We start from the raw sequence: 17,531 nt of genomic DNA on the forward strand, positions 1-17,531 counted from the left end.
AAAGGACTTGTCCGGCATATCCGGAAAGCCCTCGAAGTTGTTCCAACATTGGGGGAGGAACGTGCACAGTGTGCCGGGCAAACTCGATGCTGACAAATTCATATTAATGAAGATTTAGTGCATTAATTTTGCATTGAAGCGACGCGACGACCACTCACGAAGCATAGGTAGCCGCCCACCGCCGCCAATGCGCTCAAGGCATAGAACATGCTCGGCGCGGGTGTGTGCATCAGCAGAAACCCGCACATCACCGGGCTCGCCGCACCGCCCAGCGCTGCGAGGTTCTGCGCGCCGTAATAGCTGCCGCGCAGTTCTTCCGGGGCGAGGGTGTCGACAAACAGAAAATCGGCCGGGTAAATAATCATCTCGCCCAAGGTGAAGATGAACATCGCTACGCACCAACCGACCAGGCTGTCGGCCAGACTGAAGCCGATCAGCCCGACGATGAACAACGCGGTGCCGCCGGCAATCCAGTAGCGCAGGTGTTCGCGGCTGAGCAAGCGGCCGATCTGGTACTGCAAGAGGATCACCGTGATTGCGTTGCAGGCGAGCAGCGCGGCCATGGTGTCCAGCGTCTGTTGTTGGGTGTGGGTGACCAGCAGGTATTGCGACAGGTACAGGGTGAAACGCCCGTGCACCAGCGTGCTGAGCAGGCAACCCAGAGTGAACAGGATCATCGTGCGGTCGTTTTTCAGGATGACCAGGGTTTTCAGAAAGCTCGGCGGCGCAGTGACTGCGGCTATCGGGCTCACTTCCCGGGTGGCGCCGAGCAGCAAAAAAATACTGCCGATGGCAATCGCGCCGGCCACGATGAAGGGCGCCGAGGGCTGCACCCCGGCAATCACCACGCCGATCATCGGGCCGACGGCATAGCCGATGTTGGTCAATGTGTAGTTGAGGGAAAATGCCTTGACCCGTTGGCCGACTGGCAGGTTTTCACTGAGGATGGCTTTGGAGCAGATGAGGAACAGCGCCGATGCCGTTTCGCTGATGATCAGTACCAGGGTGACCAGATACAGGTTCTGCGCGAAGCTCAGCAGGATCAGGCCGATGCCGCTGGAGAGCATGGTCAGGATCAGCAACTGACGCTTGTCCAACCGATCGATGATGTAACCACCGTACAGCGACAGCAACGTGGCGCTGAACACCGCGATGCCCAGCAGCAGACCGACATCCTGTGGGTTGAGGCCAAGTTTGTTGCTGAGGAACAACGTCAGTAGCGGGCTGATCAGCGCGCGGCTGATGACGACGGTCAGCGAACTGATCATCAACCGACGGATGAGGCGGGAGTAGGTGGCCACGAAGGGTCAATGTCCTTATTTCAAATGCCTGGTGGGCGTGCGTCATCCTCACCGGCCAGTCACCACCGGTCAAGCTGCCACACCCACAAGAACCTTCATTGCTTTCAAATCAGGGGCAGGCGCATGGCGCAGCGCCGCTCTGGGGGAAATCCGCAGGCGATTTCGGCTTGCAGCGCATCGCGTAAATGGCGATCGGCTTGTACATTCGCCAACTCGACAAACCCCATCCTCTGATAAAACGGCGCATTCCACGGCAGATCGCGAAAGGTGGTCAGCGTCACTGAGTTCAACTGCATCGCGCGCGCTTGTTCAATGACGGCCGCAACCAGTGCACGACCCGTGCCTTGTCCTTGAAAAGCCTGGCTGACGGATAGCTCCTCAATGTGCAGGTGCTGATCGATAGTCACAGCACGAACAAATCCAATCAGTTGCCCGTCGCTATTTGCCGCAACCCACACGTACGCCTGTTCGATGGCTTGCAAATGACGCGCAGCAGTGGGCACCTCGGCATCAGTCAGCCACGCCAGTGAAGGATCAAGACGAAACAATTGCGCTGCCGAGCGCTCGATCGCGGGGAGGGCAACCGCGTCAGCGAGGCTGGCGCGGCGTACGTCGATGGTCATGTTGAGGCGCATCCTGCCGATCAAAAGGTCGACAGGTTACGGTTTCAGCCACAGCAATACATAGTCGTTTTTGTCGAAACGCCCGTTCAACACCGGCTGCGCGTTTTCCAGCGGCGTGGCCTTGAGGGATGGCAGATCACTGCGATCCATCATCAACCACGCGGGACCTTTGAGCGCCTCCAGTTGCTGCACCGAGTCGCTGAACTGCGGTTGCATATCCTGCGAGAGGTTGACCATGAACTTGATGGCCTTCGCGTCTTTACCCATGCCGTGCAACACCAGTGGCGCGGGGTTTTGCTGAACCTTGGCGAACGCTGCACGACTGAAAACCTGTGTGTCGTACAGGCGACGCTCCACCGGTTCAAACACTGCCGCGTACACCGTCCACAACGCTAACACGGCACACAACGCCAATACCTCGACGCGCCAGCGCGCAACCAATAATCGCGAGAGCGCCAGCAGTTGCAGCACGCCCAACGCGATCAAAACTATAGAAACCTCACCCAATTGCTCGGGAAAGCGCCGTTGGGCGATCAGCAAAACCACCAGCAACAAGCCCGGCGTGACCAGCCACAAGCCCATGATCAAGGCGCGCAAATAGCGGAACACCCGCCCGTGCGCCACCTGAAACGGATACGCCGCAATGATCGCCGCCATCGGCAGCATCGGCAGCAAATACCGCGCCTTCTTCGCCTGCGGAATCGACAGCCCGACCATCACAATCAACCCCGCTGCCGCGCAATACTGCACCAGACGCAACGCCGGGCCACGCTGCTGCGGTTTGCTCAGCCACACTGCCGCCAGCACCAACAAGGCCAATGGGTAGGCCAACGCATAGTTGCCGAACGAGCTGGTGAAGTAATACAGCGAACCGCTGACGCCTTCGCTGCCGTCCATGCGCCCCATGAACTGCATGCGGATCACGTCCTGCATGAACGCCGGACCACCGCTGACCTGCGCCAGCCACAACAACAGCCCGACACACCCGACCAGCAACGCCGAAGCCAGCACACCGAACACCAGCAACCGCGACCATTCTCGATTGAGCAGGTAATAGCTGCACAGCATGCCGGTCGGCACCACCAGCCCCATCGGCCCGCGAATACCGAACCCCAGCAACAGCAATACGAAGATCAACGGCCAGTGACGTCTGCCACCAAAATGATCACGGGCATAACCCAGATAAAACAGCGCAAACGCCACCGCCGCGAGCATCAAGTCCTGCGACACTGCGCGTACTTCAGTGACAAAGCCACCAGTGAGCATCAGCAGCGCGATACTGATCAACGCCCAGCGCCGCGAGTACGGCGCCAACAGTCGGTACATCAACGTCACGATCAGCGCGCCGGCGAACGCACTTGGCGCCCACGCGGTCAACGCATTCACTGCGCCAAACGGCAACGACAGCAGCCAGATAAACAGCGTCGAAACCGCTGAATAATCCGCGTACGGCTGACCATAGGTGGTTGGAAACACCGTCGGCCCATGGCGCAGCATTTCCTGCGCGAACAACACAAACCGCGAATCGAAACCGATAGGGGTCTGCCCATAGACCCCGGCCATGAACAATAAAAACGCCAGCAGCCCTGCGATCAGGGACTGCCGGCGAATCTCAGGCGTTAACGCTATCAAGCGACGTCGGACGCGTGCGGCCACTGTTGCAGCGGGATCGGCAATTTGCGCGATTCGCCACGGCCCATCGGGAAGTAATGGAAGCCATTGCGCGCCAGACGCTCGGCGTCGTACAAGTTGCGCCCGTCGAAAATCACCGGGGTGTTGAGGCGTTGTTTGATCAGTTCGAAATCCGGGGCCTTGAACTGCTGCCATTCGGTGCAGATGATCAGTGCGTCGGCGCCGGGCAACACCGATTCCGGCGTGCCCATCAGCATCAGTTTCGACTCGTCCGGGTAAAGGTTCTGGGTTTCCTGCATGGCTTCCGGATCGAACGCGCGCACGCTGGCACCGGCCGCCCACAGCTCTTCCAGCAACACCCGGCTCGGCGCATCGCGCATGTCATCGGTGTTGGGTTTGAATGCCAGGCCCCACAGGGCGAAGGTCTTGCCGCGCAGATCACCCTTGTAGAACGCATTGATACGCTCGAACAACTTGTGTTTCTGCCGCTGGTTGATCGCCTCGACCGCTTGCAGCAAGTCGCTGGAGCAATGCGCCTCTTCGGCACTGTGGATCAACGCGCGCATGTCTTTGGGGAAGCACGAACCGCCATAACCGCAGCCCGGGTAGATGAAGTGGTAACCGATGCGCGTGTCGGCGCCGATGCCCTGGCGCACCGACTCGATATCGGCGCCCAGGTGTTCGGCGAGTTCGGCGATCTGGTTGATGAAGCTGATCTTGGTCGCCAGCATGCAGTTGGCGGCGTACTTGGTCAGCTCGGCGCTGCGCAGGTCCATGAACATGATGCGGTCATGGTTGCGGTTGAACGGCGAGTACAGATCGCGCATCACGTCGCGCACGTCATCGCCGTCGCAGCCGATGACGATACGGTCCGGACGCCGACAGTCGGCAACCGCCGAGCCTTCCTTGAGAAACTCCGGGTTGGAGACGATATCGAATTGCAGCAGGCGGCCGACCTTGATCAAGGCTTTTTCAATGTGCGTGCGCAGGGTGTCGCCAGTACCCACCGGCACCGTGGATTTCTCGACGATGATCAACGGCTGCTCACGATGGCGGGCAATCGCGTCACCCACCGACAGCACGTAACGCAGATCGGCCGAACCGTCCTCACGCGACGGCGTACCTACGGCTATAAACGCCACCCGAGCGTGCTGCACGGCGAGTTTTTCATCGGTGGTGAATTGCAGGCGTTTTGAATCCAGCCCTTCGCGCACCAGGCTGGCCAGCCCCGGTTCGAAAATGCTGACATGGCCCTGCCGTAACAGCTCGACCTTCTTCTGGTCGACGTCCATGCACACGACATCATGGCCGACTTCGGCCAACACAGCCGCTTGCACCAGACCGACGTAACCGCTGCCAAATACTGTGATTTTCATGGAGCACTCCTGAATTCGGGCGCACGAGCCGGACGAGTGTTGATGGTGATGACCCCGAGCATGACCAGCGCCACGCCCAGTGATTTAGTGAAACTGAAGGATTCGTTGAACAGCGGCAGACTGGCCGCCAGCAGATACACCAGCGCATAGCTGATGCTCAGCAGTGAGTAAGCCCGGCCCAGCGGCAGATCGCGCAGGGCGGCGAGCCAGCAGAGCATCGACAGCGCGTAGGCGAAAATCGCCGCAATGACCACGGCCAGCGCGCGCCAGTCGAGGCTGTCGATATGCAGCCATTGGTCCGGTGCGGGCAGACGGGTCATGCTCCAACGCATGCCCAGTTGCGCAGCGCTGACGAGGAACACGCTGCCCATTGCGAAGGTGATGCCACGACGTTGATTCATGACTGTTGCCCCAGCAACACCACGCCGCCGATCACCAACGCCACGCCGAGCCAATGCTGGCGGTCGATGGGTTCACGGAAGACGAAGCGCGCGATCAGCGTGATCAGCACGAAATTGAGGCTGAGCATTGGGTAGGCGATGCCGACTTCCAGACGCTGCAACACCAGCAGCCAGACCAACAGGCCAGAGCCGAGGGCGAGGAGCGCCAGCCACAACCACGGCGAGCGCAGTTTGGTGATCAGCGAAGAATCGACGCCGCGCCAGCTCTCCACGGCGTATTTCTGCGCAATCTGACCGAGACAGGTCAGCAGGCACGCGGCCAACAGCAGCAACAGGCTCATGACGCCTCCTTGGGCAGGATCATGATCACCAGGTTGCCCTGTTCATAACGAATACCGTCCTTTGGCAATCTGTCGATTTCGTCCAGTTCGTCCTGCCCCTTGACGCGCATCACCACGCCGACTGAACCGCTGCGGCGCGCCTCGCGCATCCACTGTTGTACGTGTTCGGGATCGACCCGCTGTTGAATGCCGTCAGGATAGGCAAGGCCATATTTCAATTCGCCTATCGTGTTGTACAACGCCACTTGCGGGGTTTTCAGGCGCCAGGCCAGCGCCGAAGCAGCCCCCAGATCGTTGCTCAACAGGTGGGTGGTTTGTGCCAGTTCCGTGACGTGATGCTTGATGAACTGATCCGGCATCTTGTTGGCGACCACCGATTTCGGCAGCGCCGCCGGCAACAGTGCAATCAGCAAAAGGCTGCCGAGCGCCGGCGCGGCCCAGCATTGCAGCGGCAGAAAGGCTTGCAGCAGGTTGGCGATGATCCAGCCGATCAGCGCGATAAACACCAGCACCAGGCTGTGCAGTTCGTGGTCGTAGACCGGTTTGGTCAGTTGCAAATAGACCAGCGCGATCAATGTGACGATGCCCAGCAACAGATTGAGCAGACCATTGATGCTCAGCGCGCGACCTTGCTCAAGACGCAAGCGGTCGGCCAGCGCATTGCCCAGCAGCAATGCCATCGGCAGCAGGCATGGCAGGATGTAGGTTGGCAATTTGCCGTTGGCCAGACTGAAAAACCCCAGCGGCATCAGCAGCCACAGCAACACAAACACGATTTTTGGCTGGACGCGGCTTTGCCATGCCTGCTTGAACGCAGTCGGCAGCAACCCCACCCACGGCAGACTGAACGCCACCAACAGCGGCAGATAGAACCACCACGGTGCATCATGCTGGGCATCGTCCCCGGCAAAGCGGCGAATGTGTTCGTGCCAGAAGAAGAACCGCCAGTAGTCCGGCTCCTGCGCATGCACCGAAAGCACCCACGGCAGGCTGACAAGGATCGCCACGGCAATCGCCAACGGGCCAAACATCAGCAGTTCACGCCAGCGTTTTTGCCAGAGCATCCACGGCAGGGCGATCAATACCGGCAGCAACCAGGCAAGAAACCCCTTGGTCATGAACCCCATGCCGCAAGCCAGTCCTAACACTGCCCACGCGGCCATGCGTTTACCCGTGGTCTGGCTGTCGATCGCAAACCACAGCGCCACCAGACTGAGGTTGACCCAGAAGGTGAATTGCGGATCGAGGTTGGCGTAACCGGCCTGACCGGCGACTACGGTGAAACTCATGTAGAGCAGGGCGCAGACGAAGCTTTTACGCGGCTCGTTCCACAAACGGCGCGCGACCAGATAGCACAGCAGCACGCTCAATCCAGTGCTCAGCGCCGAAGCAAAGCGCACGCCGAACAGGTTCTGTCCGAACAATTCCTGCCCCAGCGCGATCATCCAGTAACCGGCAATCGGCTTCTCGAAATAACGCAGGCTCATGAAGTGCGGGGACACCCAGTTGCCGCTCAGCAGCATGTCCTGACTGATCTGCGCGTAACGGGTCTCGTCGGGAATCCACAAGCCGTGCGTGCCCAGCGGCAGCAGATAGGCAAGCAGACAAATGCCCAGCAACAGGAGCGGCAATGCCCAGCGTTTATTCATGCGCCTTGCACTCCCAGCCAGCCTTCACGGCCGTCGAGGGCGCCGCGTTGCACGCGACCTACGGGCAAGGTATTGAAAAACTCGGGCAACAAATCGCCCAGCGGTTTGAAGTCGATGTTGCGTTGGCGCGAATCGGCCAGCAATTGACGAAAATCCTCAGCCATCAGAATCCCTTCCACTTCGGCATGAATGGTGTAGACGTTGAGCTGTTGCGGGCGGAAGTGATCAAGGATGAAACCGTTGAAGTCCCGCGCCGCGACGATGGGGCCGACCACCTCATCGAAGGTCGGCAGATCCACTGGAATCTGTGGCGTGCCCGGCGTCCCATCAGCCAGCAGCGGACGGAACAGGCGTTGCCCACGGCAATCGCTGTTGTAGCGAAAGCCGAAGGCTTGTTTGGCCTCGATCACGCGCTCGTCCGCACGCCAACCGGCGGCGGCCGAGCACTCGACTTTCGCGCCGAGAATGTCGCTCAAGGTGTCGACGCCCTGACGGATCTGCTCGATCAGTTGCGCGTTGCTCCAGCGCCCGGCATTGGCCTGCCAGCCGTGGTGATCCCACGCATGCAAACCCACTTCATGACCGGCATCGCGGGCCTGACGCATCAGGTGCCCGAGATCACGGCCAATCGGTTTGCCCGGCCACGCGGTGCCGGCCAGCAGAATGTCCCAGCCATACAGGCCGGCCGCGTTGGAACGAAGCATCTTCCAGAGGAACTGCGGGCGGATCAGGCGCCACAGATGCCGGCCCATGTTGTCGGGGCCGACACTGAAGAAAAACGTTGCCTTGATCTGCGCCTCGTCGAGCATCTCCAGCAAACGCGGCACCCCTTCACGGGTGCCGCGATAGGTGTCGACATCGATACGAAGGCCTGCCTGCATTAGCCTGCCTCTTTGTTAGAGAGTTCCGCTTGTTCAAGCATGGCTTCGCGCAAGAAGAAATCCAGCGTGTTGCCAATGGTCTCGCGCATTTCCACGGTCGGCGTCCAGTCGAGCAGGCGCTTGGCGTTGGCGATGCTTGGCTTGCGGTGTTCGACGTCCTGGTAACCGGCGCCGTAGAACGCCTTGCTCTCGACGTCGCGGAAACCGGCGAACGGCGGGAAGTTGTCGCGCAGCGGATGCGCTTCGAACTGACGCAGCAACTCTTCACCCAACTGGCGGATGCTGGCTTCGTTGTCCGGGTTGCCGATGTTGATGATCTGGCCGTTGCAGACGTCGTTGTCGTTGTCGATGATCCGCGCCAGGGCCTCGACGCCGTCAGCGATGTCGGTGAAGCAGCGTTTCTGCTCACCGCCGTCGAACAGGCGAATCGGCGTGCCTTCGACCAGATTGAGGATCAATTGGGTGATGGCGCGGGAGCTGCCGATGCGTGCCGAGTCCAGGCGATCAAGGCGCGGCCCCATCCAGTTGAAAGGACGGAACAAGGTGAAATTCAGACCCTTGGCACCGTACGCCCAGATCACCCGGTCGAGCAGTTGCTTGGAAACGGAGTAGATCCAGCGTTGCTTGTTGATCGGGCCTACTACCAGGTTGGAAGTGTCTTCGTCGAAATGCTTGTCCTGGCACATGCCATAGACTTCCGAGGTCGACGGAAAGATCACGCGCTTGTTGTACTTGACGCAGTAGCGCACCAGTTTCAGGTTTTCCTCGAAGTCGAGTTCGAACACGCGCAACGGGTTACGGGTGTATTCGATCGGCGTGGCGATGGCCACCAGCGGCAGCACCACGTCGCACTTCTTGATGTGGTACTCGATCCACTCGGAGTGAATGCTGATGTCGCCTTCGACGTAGTGGAAGTGCGGGTGGCTGCGCAGGCGGTCGATCGCGTCGGAGCCGATGTCCAGGCCATAGACTTCATAGCGGTCATCGCGCAGCAGACGCTCGGACAAGTGATTGCCGATAAAACCGTTAACGCCGAGGATCAGCACGCGAGTGCGACGCGGTGCACGGCCGGATTCAGCCCCGCGCAACAGTGAGCCGTCGACCAGACCGAGTTCGTTGGCCAGTTGCGGGCCACTGAGGAACAGGCCGTTATCGTTGCGCTGACCGGAGAGGATCACCAGCGAGTCTTCGCCGCAGGCAATGCGCAGCGGATCGACGCTGATCACCCGGCCCGGTGCCTGACCGTCGTTGCCCTTGGCAACTTCAGCGCTCCAGACGATGAGTTTGTGCTCACCGACCGCGCAAAACGCGCCCGGGTAAGGTTGGGTTACGGCACGCACGAGATTGAACAGTTGCTCGGCCGGTTGCGCCCAGACCAGTTTGCCGTCGGCGGCAGTGCGACGACCAAATACCGTGGCTTTCGATTCGTCTTGCGGGGTTTCGCTGATCTTGCCTTGCAGCATTGCCGGCAGCGTGTCGCGCAGCAGATCGCTGGCTGCCGTGCGCAACTTGCCATGCAGGCTGAGCGCAGTGTCGCTGCGTTCAATGGCAACACGTTGCTGGGCGACGATGGCACCGGCATCGGCACGTTTGACCATGCGATGCAAAGTGACGCCGGTTTCGCTCTCGCCGTTGACCAGCACCCAGTTGGCCGGGGCGCGGCCACGGTAGCTTGGCAACAGCGAACCGTGCAGATTGAACGCGCCTTTCTTGGCCAGGGCCAGCAGTGGCTCGCTCAGCAGGTTGCGATAGTAGAACGAGAAAATGTATTCAGGATCGAGTTTGGCGATCCGCTCGATCCACAACGGATGGTTGACGTCTTCCGGCGCGTGCACCGGGATGCCTTTGCGTGCGCACAGTTGCGCGACCGAGGCGTAGAAGGCGTTCTCTTTCGGGTCGTCGGCATGAGTGAACACCGCCGCGATGTCATAGCCGCTGTCGAGCAGGGCTTGAATGCCGGCGCAACCAATATCGTGATAAGCGAAGACAACAGTTTTTGCACTCATGAGAGAACCTGACCGGTAGTAGAAGTAGTAGTGGAGAGACCGTCAACGGTGACTGCAGGCGCCGGGTCGGCGGCGTGGCTGCGCAAGACTTTTTCAATGAAGAAGCGCGGACGGGCGCGCACGTCGCTGTACATGCGCCCCAGGTATTCGCCGAGCAGGCCCATGCCGATGAACTGGCCACCGGTGAACACGAACAACACCGCGAACAGCACGAACATGCCGTCACCGGCCCAGCCAGAACCGAACGCCAGGCGCATGACGATCAGTGCGAACGCAAACAGCAATCCAAGACCGGCCATGGTGAAACCGACGATGCTCAGCAGGCGCAAAGGCGTGGTGGTCATGCAGGTGATCAGGTCGAACATCAGGTTGATCAAACGCATCGGGCTGTACTTCGAGTCGCCGTGTTCACGTTCGGCATGGGCGACGACGATTTCGGTGGTGTGGCGGGCGAAGCTGTTGGCCAGAATCGGAATGAACGTGCTGCGTTCCCGGCAGGCAAGCATCGCGTCGATGATCGTGCGGCGGTAAGCGCGCAGCATGCAGCCGTAGTCGCTCATGGCAACGCCAGTGGAGCGCTGCACGGCGAGGTTGATCAGCTTCGATGGATAACGGCGCAGGGCCGAATCCTGGCGGTTGCCGCGCACCGTGCCGACGACGTCGTAACCTTTTTCGGCTTCGGCGACCAGGCGCGGGATTTCTTCCGGCGGGTTCTGCAGGTCGGCGTCGAGGGTGATCACGACATCGCCTTTGCACTGTTCGAAACCGGCCATGATTGCTGCGTGCTGGCCGTAGTTGCGATTGAGGATGACGGCCACAAACGGGCTGTCTTCACGGCTCGCGGCTTCTTCCAGAAGATTGGCGGATTCATCACGGCTGCCGTCGTCGACGAGGACGATTTCATAGTCGTGACGCAGCATGCGGCAGGCCGCTTCGGTGCGGCGCAGCAGTTCCGGCAGGCTGTCCTGTTCGTTGTAGACCGGGATGACGATCGAGACACAGCGGATCGGATAAGGTTTCACAGGCGTTTGTCCATAAGGGTGGCAATGGCGCCGACCACGCGATCGAGGTCTTGATCGCTCATGTCGGGGAACAACGGAATCGAGCACAGCCGCGCCGAGTTCCATTCGGTGTTGGGCAGGTACAAGTCGGGATCACGCTGGCGATACCAGGTGTGCAGGTGGGTGGCGATGAAATGAATACCGGTGCCAATGCCCTGGTCCTGCAAGCCTTTCATGAAGGCTTCGCGGTCCATGCCGCAGCGCTCGCTGTCGATGCGCAGGATGAAAAGGTGCCAGGCGTGGGTTTGTGCGTAGGCGGGCACGGCCAGCGGTTGCACCGGCAAGCCTTCGAGTTTTTGCCGGTAGGCGGCGGCCAGTTCAGTGCGGCGCGCGTTGATTGCGTCCAGACGCTCCAACTGCACCAGGGCAATTGCAGCGTTGATGTCGGCGAGGTTGTATTTGAACCCCGGCTCCATTACCTGGGCCTGTGGCTTGCGGCCACCGGTCAGGCGATCGTAGGCGTCTACGCCCAGACCGTGGAACTTGAGCATGCGCACGCGGCTGGCCAGGGCTTCGTCGTCGGTGACGAACATCGCGCCTTCGGCACAGGTCATGTTCTTGATCGCGTGGAAGGAAAAAATTGCCGTGCCCTGGGCGCCAACGTGACGGCCCTTGTAAAGGGTGCCAGCAGCGTGGGCGGCGTCTTCGATGACCGTAATGCCGTGCTTGTCGGCCAACGCGTAGAGCGGATCGAGATCGAACGCGGCGCCAGCGTAATGCACCGGGATAATCGCTTTGGTGCGCGGGGTGATGGCGGATTCGATGCGCTCGGCGTCGGTCATCAGCGTGTTGCGGTCGACGTCGACGAACACCGGTGTGGCGCCGAGCAGCGAGATCATGTTGGCGGTCGACACCCAGGTCTGCGACGGGGTGATGACTTCGTCGCCGGGGCCAATGCCCAAGGCCAGCAAAGTGATGTGCATGCCGCCGGTGGCTGAAGACAGTGCCACCGCGTGACGGCAACCAACGTACTGTGCGAATTGCTCTTCGAGTGCCTGGTTTTTCGGTCCGGTAGTGATCCAGCCGGAACGCAAGACTTGTTCTACGGCTGCAATTTCTTCATCGCCGATACTTGGACGAGAAAAGGGGAGAAACGCCTGACTCATGAACACCTCATCACAAACGATCAGAAGAAAACCAACTCACCAAATAGGATCCAATCTCAGCGTAGACGCAAAAAATACCTTTGCATCAATAAGTTGCTGAAATGACATACCGTCGGTGTGCGATTGACTTTTGTGGCTTCGCGCGGCAGTTTGGACAGGGCCGACGCGGGATCTGTTGGAATTAAGGTTATGCGCGTTTTTGTGAAAGGAACATGAAAAACCGGTCGGCGAATCGTTTATCTAGAACTCATACAGCCGCTGTTCAGACTTCTACCGTTTATCGTCGTTTTTAGTAGAAAAGTCCTACGGAAGTGTCCCCCTTATAGGGGAAATGTTGCAGTTGTTAGTTGCTGTGTTGAATTGTTTTTACTCAAGGCCTTTACGTTTGACTGACTTGTCCGTTGTACCGCTGCAAACCCGCCAAACCAATCCGATGACCCTGTATCTGGCGCGCCTGGCCCCCTCGAGCCAGTTGACCATGCGCTACGTTTTGCAGGATGCGGCCGACCGTCTCGGCTTTGAAGACATGAATGTCGAGGAAATCCCCTGGCACGCATTACAACCTGAAGATGTGGTCGCCCTGGTTGCCGCCTTACGCGAAGACAACTATGCGCCGAACACTTCTTCGCTTTATGTGAATGCCGTGCGCGGGGTGATGAATGAAGCATGGCGGATGAGTTTGATCTCTCAGGATCATCTGTTGAAGATGCGCTCGGTCAAAGGCATTGCCGGTACGCGGTTGTCGCAGGGGCGCAACTTGAAGCGCACTTTGATCCATGAATTGATGGAAGTGTGCGCCGCCGATCCACGCCCGCAAGGCCTGCGCGACGCGGCAGTGATTGCGCTGTTGTACGGCACCGGCATGCGTAAGTCGGAGTCGGTGGATCTGGACTTGAATCAGGTCGACTTCACTGCACGCAGCCTGACCGTCACCGGCAAGGGCAACAAGCAACTGATCAAGTACGCGCCGGCCTGGGCCTTCGCCAAACTCAATGCGTGGCTGGAGTTGCGGCGTTCAGAACTCAAGGAAGGCGAGAGCGATGATGCCTTTCTGTTCAACCGTATCCGTCGCGGCAGCCACATCACCCGCGAGCGCATTACCAAACACGCGATCTACTACATCGCCCGTCAGCGTGGCACGCAGGTCGGGGTGAAGATCATGCCCCACGATTTTCGCCGTTCGTTTATCACCCGGGTCATCGAAGAACATGATCTGTCGATCGCCCAGAAGCTCGCGCACCACAGCAACATCCAGACCACCGCCAACTACGATGTCCGTGATGACAACGAGCGGCGGCGAGCGGTGGATCGCTTCGATCTGTGATCAGGAAAGCGCGAAGATGTGAGCAGCACCGAGTACCGATAACTGTACGTCGCTGCCGGCCGGCGGCGCGTGCATGCCGGAGCTGCGGACCAACAACGAGCGGCCGGGTTGCTGATTGACGAACGAGCGCAGTTCGACCGTGAGGGTGCAGGTGTTGCCGGCAAAATCGCGTTCGGTCACCACGGCGGGACAGCCTTGGGTGCCGAGCACGGCGCCCGACACCTGCAACTGTTCCGGCCTGAGCATGATCTGCGCATCGCCAATGAAACCGTTGCTGTTGACCGGCACCTGGCCGAGATCGCAGTGGGCCAGACCGGAGTCGATCCGCGCCGGCATTACCACGGCTTCGCCGAGAAAGTGTGCGGTCTGCTCGTCGTGTGGGTATCGGTAAAGATCCATCGGATGCCCGGACTGCACCAGCCGTCCGCCGCGCATCACCGCCAACTGATCGGCAAATGACAGCGCTTCGCCCTGATCGTGGGTCACCAGAATCGTGGTGACGCCGGCGTCCTCCAGCAGTCGCGCGACCATTTTGCGCATGGCGCTGCGCAGGCCGGTGTCGAGGGCGGAGAACGGCTCATCGAGCAGCATCAGTCGTGGTCGCTGGGCGAGCGCCCGGGCGAGGGACACCCGTTGCTGCTGGCCGCCGGACAGCTCATGAGGCCAACGCTCGGCCATGTTGGCGTCCAGCGAAACGCTGTCCATCAATTCCTTGATCCGTTCCTCTCTGGCCGTGCCGGTCAGCGCCAGGCCGAAACCGATATTGGCGGCGACGGTCATGTGCGGAAACAACGCGCCGTCCTGCGGTACGTAGCCGATCTGCCGTTGATAGGCGGGCACGGCATGAGTGCTGTCGACCAGCATCTGACCATTGAGCGTGAGGCTACCGGCGTCGGGGAATTCGAATCCGGCAATCATCCGCAGCAATGTGGTTTTGCCCGAGCCGGACGGGCCGACAATCACCGTGCGGCTGCCGGTCGGCACCGACAGGCAGATGTCATCCAACGCTTTCTGCGCGCCAAAGGATTTGTTCAGGGAGATCAGTTCGAGTGCGTTCATCGGCCAGCGGTGCGCCTGGATTGGTGATAGAGGATGGCCGTCAGCGGCAGCGATAACAGCACCATCAACAGTGCGTAGGGCGCGGCAGCGGCATAATCGATTTCGCTGGTCATGGCCCAGAAACCGGTGGCCAGGGTGCGGGTGCCGTTAGGCGCGAGCAGCAAGGTTGCGGTCAGTTCATTGGTGATCGCCAGAAACACCAGTGCGGCGCCGGCGGCAGCCCCCGGCGCGGCAAGGCGCAGGGTGACCAGCCACAAGGCCCGCAGCGGCGAACGACCGAGGCTTTGCGCAATATTTTCCAGCTCCACTGGCGCCTGGGCGAAACCGGCACGCAGGCTGACCAATGCGCGGGGCAGGAACATCAGCAGGTAGGCGAGCAGCACGGTGATGGTGGTCTGGTAGATCGGCCGGGCGAAATGGATGGTCACGGTGACCAGCGCGAGTGCCACAACAATGCCCGGCAGCGAACTGGTGATGTAGTTGCAGCCTTCAAGCAAGCGCTGCAATTTGCCCGGCGCGCGAATCGACAGCCAGGCAATCGGAATCGCCGCCAGACTGGTCAATAGCGCGCCGGCGACACCGAACGACAGAGTTTGCAGGAGCGCGGGCAACAGTTCGCCACCGCCCCAGACCTCAACGCCACCGGCAATCAACCAGCGACCCAGCGTCAGTAATGGCACGCCGAGCGCGAGCAGGCAGATCAACAGTTGCAGACTCAGTCCGAGGATGACGCTGCCGCGACGCAACAGCACCGTGCGCTGCTCGCGGGCGCTACCGGAACCCACACGAGCGTAACGCGCCTTGCCCCGGGCGGCGGATTCGACGGTAAGCATCGCGAGGCAGCACAACGCCAGAACGCCCGCCAGCATGTTCGCCGCCGGGCCGTTAAAGGTCGATTTGAACTGGTCGAAAATCGCCGTGGTGAAGGTGTCGAAGCGGATCATCGCGTAGAGGCCGTACTCGGCCAGCAAGTGCAGCCCGACCAGCAATGCGCCGCCGCAAATGGCCAGACGCAGTTGCGGCAGCACCACCCGCCAGAACACCGCCCAAGGTTTCAGGCCTAGGGATTCGGCAACGTCTTCGATCGCCGGATCGAGCCGCCGCAACGTCGCCGCAACCGGCAGGTAAAGAAACGGGAAATAAGCGATCACCGACACCAGCACGCCGGCCGGCAATCCGTGAATCGAAGGAATCAGGCTGACCCACGCATAGCTATGCACGAACGCGGGTACTGCCAGCGGCGCCACGGCCAGTAAAGACCACAGACGTCGACCGGGCAGATTGGTGCGCTCGGTCAGCCAGGCCAATGCAGTGCCAAGCACAATGCACAGCGGCAAGGTGATCAACACCAGCAGCACGGTGTTGATCAGCAGTTCCGCGACCCGTGGGCGAAACACCAACGCTTCGATGGTCGCCCAACCGGTGGCCCACGACACGCCGAGGACAAACGCGATCGGGAGCAACGACAACAATGAAACGCCGACGGCCAGCGCGACCACCCAAGAGCCACCGCGCCCGGTCAGGGCGCGGGGTTTAAGCCTGAGGCTGGCGGAGGAGGCCGCTGCGACCTGCGCCGGTAGGGTTTCGGGGAGCACTTAGAGGATTCCGGCCTGAGTCATCAGCTCAACGGCTTTCTTGCTGTCGAGTTTCGACGCATCGACTTTGGGTGCGTCGAGATCCTTCAGCGGCGTCAGTTTCGCGTTGGACGGTGCGTCTTTGCCGACTGCGTACTCAAACGAGGTGCCGCTGTGCAGAATCTCCTGGCCTTCTTTGCCGGTGATGTATTTGACGAACTTCTGCGCCTCTTCCTGATGTTTGCTGGAGGCCAGCACGCCTGCGCCGGAGGTACTGACAAACGCGCCCGGGTCCTGATGCTTGAAGTAATAAAGCTGGGTGTTCTTGCTGTTTTCGCCGGTCTTGGACTGATCGACGAAGCTGTAATAGTGGTAGATCACGCCGCTGTCGATCTGCCCGGCATTCACCGCTTTGAGCACGGCGCTGTTGCCGCGATACACGGTGGCGTTGGTTTTCATGCCTTTGAGCCAGTCCAGCGTGGCGGCTTCGCCTTTCTGCTCCAGCACAGCAGCGACGATGGCCTGGAAATCAGCGCCGGCCGGCGAGGCAGCCCAGCGACCTTTCCACTCCGGTCTGGCCAGATCCAGCAAGGATTTCGGCAGGTCTTTTTCCGCCAGTTTCGCCGGGTTGTAGACGAACACCGTTGAGCGCGCAGCGATGCCAATCCACTGGCCGTGAGCCGGGCGGTACGCCGCATCGACTTGTTCCAGCGTGGCTGGCGCGATCGGGGCGAACAGCTTGGCGTTGTCGACCAGTACCATCGCCGGGGAGTTTTCGGTGAGGAACACATCGGCCGGCGAGGCCGCGCCTTCCTGCACCAGTTGGTTGCCCATCTCAGTGTCATCGCCATTGCGGATCGTCACCGGAATGCCCGTCTCTTCGGTAAAACCGGCGACCCAGGCCTTGGTCAGGCTTTCGTGCTGGGCGTTGTAAACCAGCAAGCCAACACCGTCAGCCGCATAGGCCTGGCTGGCGCCGAGCAGAGCGGTAGCCAGTACGGCGCGTTTCAGGAAGGCGGGAATGTGTGGGCTCATGACGGGCGGGCTCCGGGTTTTCAGACGTTAAAGGCAAACCTTCGCCATTGATGTGATGCGAATGATTTGCAAGTGTTGAGTCGCAGGCAATGTAGGCAGGCAAATGAGAAAAAAACGTTAAAAAAACCGTTAATACATGTCATTCCTATTCAGATTAGCAGC

At 60.3% G+C, this 17,531-nt stretch carries 15 protein-coding genes; 1 reads left to right on the top strand and 14 read right to left on the bottom strand.

The genetic code is table 11. The features are described from left to right. Positions 1-122: 122 nt before the first annotated feature. The 11 genes from ACZ0A4_RS08850 to arnB all read right to left on the bottom strand — a co-directional run bounded on the left by ACZ0A4_RS08850 (position 123) and on the right by arnB (position 12,377). Positions 123-1,301, bottom strand: coding sequence for an MFS transporter (locus ACZ0A4_RS08850; RefSeq protein WP_463574138.1), 1,179 nt, complete (start codon positions 1,299-1,301; stop codon positions 123-125). Between the two features lie 104 nt (positions 1,302-1,405). After that, complete coding sequence (locus tag ACZ0A4_RS08855; protein ID WP_463574139.1) at positions 1,406-1,924, bottom strand: GNAT family N-acetyltransferase; 519 nt, start codon at positions 1,922-1,924, stop codon at positions 1,406-1,408. 36 nt (positions 1,925-1,960) lie between these two features. Further along, positions 1,961-3,556, bottom strand: a complete 1,596-nt coding sequence (locus ACZ0A4_RS08860) for an ArnT family glycosyltransferase (RefSeq protein ID WP_463574141.1) — start codon at positions 3,554-3,556, stop codon at positions 1,961-1,963. Next, positions 3,553-4,932 carry a UDP-glucose dehydrogenase family protein gene (locus tag ACZ0A4_RS08865; protein WP_463574142.1) on the bottom strand — a complete coding sequence of 460 codons (1,380 nt, stop codon included), beginning with the start codon at positions 4,930-4,932 and terminating at the stop codon, positions 3,553-3,555. Before ACZ0A4_RS08865 ends, ACZ0A4_RS08860 begins: the two co-directional genes overlap by 4 nt. Continuing rightward, the gene (gene arnF / locus ACZ0A4_RS08870) at positions 4,929-5,333 is read right to left on the bottom strand and encodes a 4-amino-4-deoxy-L-arabinose-phosphoundecaprenol flippase subunit ArnF (RefSeq protein WP_463574143.1); all 405 of its coding nucleotides are present in this window, start codon (positions 5,331-5,333) and stop codon (positions 4,929-4,931) included. The genes ACZ0A4_RS08865 and arnF overlap by 4 nt, the downstream gene beginning before the upstream one ends. After that, positions 5,330-5,674, bottom strand: a complete 345-nt coding sequence (gene arnE / locus ACZ0A4_RS08875; protein WP_463574145.1) for a 4-amino-4-deoxy-L-arabinose-phosphoundecaprenol flippase subunit ArnE — start codon at positions 5,672-5,674, stop codon at positions 5,330-5,332. Before arnE ends, arnF begins: the two co-directional genes overlap by 4 nt. Beyond that, the gene (arnT, locus tag ACZ0A4_RS08880) at positions 5,671-7,323 is read right to left on the bottom strand and encodes a lipid IV(A) 4-amino-4-deoxy-L-arabinosyltransferase (RefSeq protein ID WP_463574147.1); all 1,653 of its coding nucleotides are present in this window, start codon (positions 7,321-7,323) and stop codon (positions 5,671-5,673) included. Before arnT ends, arnE begins: the two co-directional genes overlap by 4 nt. Next, complete coding sequence (arnD, locus tag ACZ0A4_RS08885; RefSeq protein ID WP_463574148.1) at positions 7,320-8,204, bottom strand: 4-deoxy-4-formamido-L-arabinose-phosphoundecaprenol deformylase; 885 nt, start codon at positions 8,202-8,204, stop codon at positions 7,320-7,322. Before arnD ends, arnT begins: the two co-directional genes overlap by 4 nt. After that, positions 8,204-10,210 (bottom strand): bifunctional UDP-4-amino-4-deoxy-L-arabinose formyltransferase/UDP-glucuronic acid oxidase ArnA, encoded by a 2,007-nt coding sequence (gene arnA / locus ACZ0A4_RS08890; RefSeq protein WP_463574149.1) that lies wholly within the window; start codon positions 10,208-10,210, stop codon positions 8,204-8,206. Before arnA ends, arnD begins: the two co-directional genes overlap by 1 nt. Then, complete coding sequence (gene arnC / locus ACZ0A4_RS08895; RefSeq protein WP_463574150.1) at positions 10,207-11,232, bottom strand: undecaprenyl-phosphate 4-deoxy-4-formamido-L-arabinose transferase; 1,026 nt, start codon at positions 11,230-11,232, stop codon at positions 10,207-10,209. Before arnC ends, arnA begins: the two co-directional genes overlap by 4 nt. Further along, positions 11,229-12,377, bottom strand: a complete 1,149-nt coding sequence (gene arnB / locus ACZ0A4_RS08900) for a UDP-4-amino-4-deoxy-L-arabinose aminotransferase (protein WP_463574151.1) — start codon at positions 12,375-12,377, stop codon at positions 11,229-11,231. The genes arnC and arnB overlap by 4 nt, the downstream gene beginning before the upstream one ends. A 433-nt stretch (positions 12,378-12,810) precedes the next feature. Here arnB and ACZ0A4_RS08905 point away from each other — a divergent pair, with 433 nt between their 5' ends. Continuing rightward, positions 12,811-13,701, top strand: a complete 891-nt coding sequence (locus tag ACZ0A4_RS08905) for a site-specific integrase (protein WP_463577517.1) — start codon at positions 12,811-12,813, stop codon at positions 13,699-13,701. Here ACZ0A4_RS08905 and ACZ0A4_RS08910 read toward each other — a convergent pair whose 3' ends face one another. From ACZ0A4_RS08910 to ACZ0A4_RS08920, 3 genes are read right to left on the bottom strand one after another with little or no spacing between them, the layout of a single operon-like run. Continuing rightward, on the bottom strand, positions 13,702-14,760 hold the full coding sequence (locus ACZ0A4_RS08910; protein WP_463574152.1) for an ABC transporter ATP-binding protein: 1,059 nt from the start codon (positions 14,758-14,760) through the stop codon (positions 13,702-13,704). Next, a complete protein-coding gene (locus ACZ0A4_RS08915; RefSeq protein ID WP_463574154.1) occupies positions 14,757-16,355 on the bottom strand; it encodes an ABC transporter permease in 1,599 nt (532 codons plus the stop codon). Before ACZ0A4_RS08915 ends, ACZ0A4_RS08910 begins: the two co-directional genes overlap by 4 nt. Then, positions 16,356-17,369, bottom strand: coding sequence for an iron ABC transporter substrate-binding protein (locus ACZ0A4_RS08920; protein ID WP_463574155.1), 1,014 nt, complete (start codon positions 17,367-17,369; stop codon positions 16,356-16,358). Positions 17,370-17,531: the final 162 nt, after the last annotated feature.

Source organism: Pseudomonas sp. AC172 (genome assembly GCF_979258595.1).

What these genes read in the sequence shown, in the direction of transcription:
- ACZ0A4_RS08855 (WP_463574139.1), bottom strand. Translation starts at nt 1,924, where the DNA reads ATGACCATCGACGTACGCCGCGCCAGCCTCGCTGACGCGGTTGCCCTC.
- ACZ0A4_RS08865 (WP_463574142.1), bottom strand. Translation starts at nt 4,932, where the DNA reads ATGAAAATCACAGTATTTGGCAGCGGTTACGTCGGTCTGGTGCAAGCG.
- arnF (WP_463574143.1), bottom strand. Translation starts at nt 5,333, where the DNA reads ATGAATCAACGTCGTGGCATCACCTTCGCAATGGGCAGCGTGTTCCTC.
- arnE (WP_463574145.1), bottom strand. Translation starts at nt 5,674, where the DNA reads ATGAGCCTGTTGCTGCTGTTGGCCGCGTGCCTGCTGACCTGTCTCGGT.
- arnT (WP_463574147.1), bottom strand. Translation starts at nt 7,323, where the DNA reads ATGAATAAACGCTGGGCATTGCCGCTCCTGTTGCTGGGCATTTGTCTG.
- arnD (WP_463574148.1), bottom strand. Translation starts at nt 8,204, where the DNA reads ATGCAGGCAGGCCTTCGTATCGATGTCGACACCTATCGCGGCACCCGT.
- arnA (WP_463574149.1), bottom strand. Translation starts at nt 10,210, where the DNA reads ATGAGTGCAAAAACTGTTGTCTTCGCTTATCACGATATTGGTTGCGCC.
- arnB (WP_463574151.1), bottom strand. Translation starts at nt 12,377, where the DNA reads ATGAGTCAGGCGTTTCTCCCCTTTTCTCGTCCAAGTATCGGCGATGAA.
- ACZ0A4_RS08905 (WP_463577517.1), top strand. Translation starts at nt 12,811, where the DNA reads ATGACCCTGTATCTGGCGCGCCTGGCCCCCTCGAGCCAGTTGACCATG.
- ACZ0A4_RS08910 (WP_463574152.1), bottom strand. Translation starts at nt 14,760, where the DNA reads ATGAACGCACTCGAACTGATCTCCCTGAACAAATCCTTTGGCGCGCAG.
- ACZ0A4_RS08920 (WP_463574155.1), bottom strand. Translation starts at nt 17,369, where the DNA reads ATGAGCCCACACATTCCCGCCTTCCTGAAACGCGCCGTACTGGCTACC.